The sequence below is a fragment of the uncultured Fibrobacter sp. genome, from assembly GCF_937877005.1.
GTDB lineage: Bacteria > Fibrobacterota > Fibrobacteria > Fibrobacterales > Fibrobacteraceae > Fibrobacter.
In genome coordinates this window covers 1-4,723 of the sequence record NZ_CALEFV010000040.1, presented here as the reverse complement: position 1 = coordinate 4,723, position 4,723 = coordinate 1, and the positions used below count along the sequence as shown (strand labels likewise).

Sequence of the window (4,723 nt, the reverse complement as noted above, 5' to 3'; positions counted from 1 at the left end):
GGCTGCCGTGAATCGCGCCTTGGTGGAAGCGGGTGTACGTCCCGAAATCGCTTTGATTGTGCAGTCCGGCGAAGTGCGCGAAGTGATGCACTTTGCGCTGTTGCTCGGTTACGGTGCGACGGTCATCAACCCGTATCTTGCATTTGAAAGCCTTACGGCCATGTGCCATTCCGGTGAACTGGAAGTTGACCCGGTGACGGCTGCCGCGAACTACGTGAAGGCTGTGGATAAGGGCCTTCTCAAGATTATGTCGAAGATGGGTATCTCGACGCTCCGTAGCTACCGTAGCGCCCAGATCTTCGAGGCTGTCGGTCTTAATCAGGAAATTATCCAGAAATTCCTGCCGGGTACTGCGAGCCGCATCGAGGGTATCGGCCTGGAAGAAATCGCTCGCGAAGTGGACGAACGCTCTGCCATCGCGCTCAAGGATGCAAGTCCGATTCTCAAGGAAGGTGGCCAGTACAAGTTCCGCAAGGATGGCGAACGTCACCTATGGACTCCGCAGTCGCTGGCTGCATTCCGTCAGGCCGTGCAGGGTGGCAACTACGAAAAGTTTAAGGAATATACGAAGCTAATCGATGACCAATCGGAACGACTCGCAACGCTCCGCGGTCTCTTCAAGTTCAAGGAGACGGCTCCGATTGATATTTCTGAAGTCGAAAGCCGTGAATCTGTAATCAAGCACTTTGTGGCGGGCGCCATGAGCCTTGGTTCCTTGAGCCCGGAAGCTCACGAGGCCATCGCTATCGCCATGAACCGCAACGGCGCCATGAGCAATTGCGGTGAAGGTGGTGAAGATCCTGACCGCAATATTCCTGCTCCTAATGGGGATGTCCGCAGCAGTGCCATTCGTCAAGTGGCTTCAGGCCGCTTCGGTGTCACTATCGATTACTTACGCCATGCAAAGGATTTGCAGATCAAGATGGCGCAGGGTGCAAAGCCCGGTGAAGGCGGCCAGTTGCCGGCGCACAAGGTAAATGAGTTCGTTGCTCGAATCCGTCACTCGATTCCGAACGTGTCGCTGATTTCTCCTCCGCCGCACCATGACATTTACTCTATCGAAGATTTGGCTCAGTTGATTTACGACTTGCGCAACGCGAATCCGAAGGCTCGTGTTTCCGTGAAGCTCGTGTCCGAAGTGGGCGTTGGTACAGTCGCGGCAGGTGTCGCGAAGGCTCATGCCGACGTGGTGCTCGTTTCTGGCCACGATGGTGGTACGGGTGCATCTCCGCTCACCTCCATCAAGCATGCGGGCCTGCCTTGGGAACTCGGTATTGCCGAAGCGGAACAGACGCTCGTTCTCAACGATTTGCGTGGTCGTGTAAAACTGCAGGTCGATGGCCAGCTCAAGACCGGCCGTGACGTGGTGATCGGAGCCTTGCTCGGTGCCGAAGAATTCGGCTTTGCGACTAACCTGCTGGTGAGCCTCGGCTGTATCATGGACCGCAAGTGCCATACGAACAAGTGTCCTATGGGCCTTGCCACGCAGGACGACGAACTTCGCAAGCACTTTAAGGGTAAGCCCGAATATGTGGAGAACTTCCTCTACTTTATCGCCGACGAAGTTCGCGAAATTCTTGCAAGCCTTGGTCTCAGGAGCCTTGATGAGGCTTGCGGCCGCACCGACTTGCTCGACGTGAACGCGGCAATCAATTTCTACAAGGCGAAAAAACTCGACTTCAGCAAGGTTCTCGCTGGTACGGATTTCCATGATGGTATCGCTCATGCGAAGAAGTTCGATCCGGAATATGTCAAGGAAGACCTACAGAACTTCGACCGCCGTGAACTCCTGCCGTTCGTGAAGGAAACGCTTGCGAAGGGTAACCCCGTGGAACTCTGCGCGATGGTGCACAATGTAGACCGCACCGTGGGTACGGAGCTTTCTGGCGAAGTAGATGAACATTTTGGCGTGAAGGGCCTCCCGGAAGATACCGTGAAGATTCACTTGCAGGGTGTCGCGGGCCAGAGCCTCGGTGCATTCCTCGCTCCGGGCGTTACGCTTGACCTCGAAGGCGAAGCCAACGACTTTATGGGCAAGGGTCTCTCGGGTGGTAAGATTATTGTGCGTCCGCCGCATAATGCGACTTTCAAGGCCGAAGATAATGTCATTGCCGGTAATGTCATCGGGTACGGTGGTACGAGCGGCAAGGTGTTCATTAATGGTCTTGCCGGTGAACGCTTCGGTATCCGTAACTCGGGCATGCTCCTGGTTTCGGAAGGCGTGGGTGACCACGGCTGCGAATACATGACAGGAGGCCGCGTAGTCGTGCTTGGTCGTGTTGGAGTGAACTTCGCCGCAGGCATGACAGGTGGCTTTGCCTATGTGTACGATGAAACGGGCCATTTCGACCTGAGCTGCAATGTGGAGTCCGTTGACTTGGAAAGTGTTCTTCCCGGTTCCGATAGCGAAGCGGAGTTGCTTGGTATCATCGGTGAACATGTGAAGGCAACGGGTAGCGAAAAGGGTAGACGCATTCTGGAAAGCTGGAATAGCGAACGCCCGAAATTTGTGAAAGTAGTTCCCGTGGAATACAGACATGCACTTTTGGCTCATCAGGGCCATTAATAACGGAGGGTACTTCTTATGCAGGAAATCAATCGTATCGAAGATGTCTACCGTCCGGTAGAGGAGCGTGTCAAGGATTGCAATGAAGTAGAACGAAAGTTCTTCTCCACTGAAATCATGTCGCAGGCATCTCGCTGCTCGGATTGTGGAATCCCGTTCTGTCATGGAGCGGGGTGCCCTTTGGGCAATTTAATACCAGAATTCAATACGGCGGTTGCTGCGGGCGATATCCGCAAGGGCTATGACATTATCAGCAAGACGGCGCTGTTCCCGGAATTCACGGGACGCGTCTGTCCGGCTCTTTGCGAATCGTGCTGTACGCGTAACCTGAATGACGATGCCGTAATGGTTCGTCAGATTGAAAAGTTTATGATTGAAACCGCCTTTGAGGAAGGCTGGGTGGAACTCCCTGCCGCAGAGCCTAACGGCAAGACAGCCGCGGTCATTGGCGCTGGTCCTGCGGGCCTGTTTGCGGCCGAATCCTTGCGTCGCAAGGGTTACGCCGTGACGGTCTACGAAAAACAGGAAAAGCCCGGTGGACTTCTGCGTTACGGTATCCCGAACTGGAAACTCGAAAAGCAGGTAATCGACCGTCGTGTGGCTCTCCTCGAAAATGCAGGCATCAAGTTTGTCTGCAGTACCGAAATTGGCAAGGATATTTCTGCGGAATATATCCGTCGCAATTTTGACTGCACGATTCTCGCTATAGGTACTCCGAATGCTCGTGACCTGAAGATTCCGGGTCGCGAGGCTGAAGGTATTTTCCTCGCTCTTGACTTCTTGCATGGAGCCGAAATGCCGAACGAGAAGAATCCCGAACGCTTTAACGCCAAGGGCCGCAAGGTCCTGATTATCGGCGGTGGCGATACGGGTAACGACTGCGTAGGCAAGGCTCTTCGCGAAGGCTGCAAGAGCGTGCTGCAGGTGGAATTCATGCCGAAACCGCCTGAAACCCGTTCTCCGTCCACTCCGTGGCCCGATTGGCCGTACATGCTGCGCACGAGCTATGCGCATCACGAAGGTGGTGAACGCCGCTGGAATGTTTCTTCCAAGCAGTTTATCGTGAAGGACGGTCGCGTAGCCGGTGTAGAAGCGGTTCGGGTGGACTGGGAAATGTCCCCGCTCGGCCGTCCGCTCAAGCCCGTCGAAGTTCCGAATACGACCGAGGTGATCGAAGCGGATTTGGTGGTGCTCGCCATGGGCTTTACCGGTGTACCTGCCGAAGGCATCGTGAACGACTTGAATTTGCAACTTACTCCGCGTACAGCGATTATTCCTGATCCTTCCCGCAACATTTACGCGGTGGGCGATTGCGCTACGGGGGCATCCCTGGTGGTGCGTGCCATGGCCAGTGCCAAGGCGACCGTCTCGAAGCTTTAACTTCAAACACAATCTCCGTGTTGTACTAATCGTAAAGTTCCTCGTGAGCTTTACGATTTTTTTGTAGACTTCTTGTTTAGCCTAAGCCAAAAAAGAACACCTGGTTTCCCAGGTGTCCTTGCATTGAGTGAGGTTTTAGTGTGAAGCTTTTGTAGGTTTCCCAGATTACATGTTGCTGAAGATCTGGAAGCCGCTGTAGGACTCTTGTCCATGTTCGCTTTGGTCAAGACCGCGGAGTTCTTGACGTTCAGTGACACGCAGACCCATGGTCTTCTTGATGGCGTAGAAGATGAGGCTTGCTGCACCGAAACAAGGAACCGCGTATGCGATCACACCAATAGCCTGTGTGCCAAGCGTGTAGTCGCCGGTGATGTCGAAGATACCGACAGCGAGCGTACCCCACACGCCGTTCACCAAGTGAACCGAGAGTGCGCCGACCGGATCATCCAAGTGCAGGCGGTCGAACAGGAAGACTGCGCCGACTACGAGCACACCAGCAATGGCACCGATAATCCAAGAGGAAAGCGGGGTAACCACGTCTGCACCAGCCGTGATGGCGACGAGGCCTGCAAGGCAGCCGTTGAGGGCCATGGTGGCGTCCGGCTTCTTCGAAACAATCCAGCTCGTGAGCGTCGCGGTGATGATGCCAGCAACGGCGGCGAGGTTGCGCTTCCCACCGACGTATGGAGCGGCAGCGGCGATTACGGCTATCTTGCGCGCAAGGCGGATCCCTATGATCTTTGGGGATCGGTGGAACGTACTGTAGGAAAAGAGAAA

Annotated in this window: 2 protein-coding genes and 1 pseudogene; 2 read left to right on the top strand and 1 reads right to left on the bottom strand. The window is 54.8% G+C overall.

What is annotated here, in order from left to right:
• Both gltB and Q0628_RS02140 read left to right on the top strand, forming a co-directional pair.
• On the top strand, window positions 1-2,566 hold a 2,566-nt coding region (gltB, locus tag Q0628_RS02145), incomplete at its 5' end, for a glutamate synthase large subunit (protein ID WP_298767929.1).
• A gap of 18 nt (window positions 2,567-2,584) precedes the next feature.
• Window positions 2,585-3,946 (top strand): glutamate synthase subunit beta, encoded by a 1,362-nt coding sequence (locus tag Q0628_RS02140; RefSeq protein ID WP_298767928.1) that lies wholly within the window; start codon window positions 2,585-2,587, stop codon window positions 3,944-3,946.
• Between the two features lie 165 nt (window positions 3,947-4,111).
• Here the strand turns inward: Q0628_RS02140 and Q0628_RS02135 are convergent.
• Window positions 4,112-4,723: pseudogene (locus Q0628_RS02135) on the bottom strand (hypothetical protein); the annotation flags it as partial.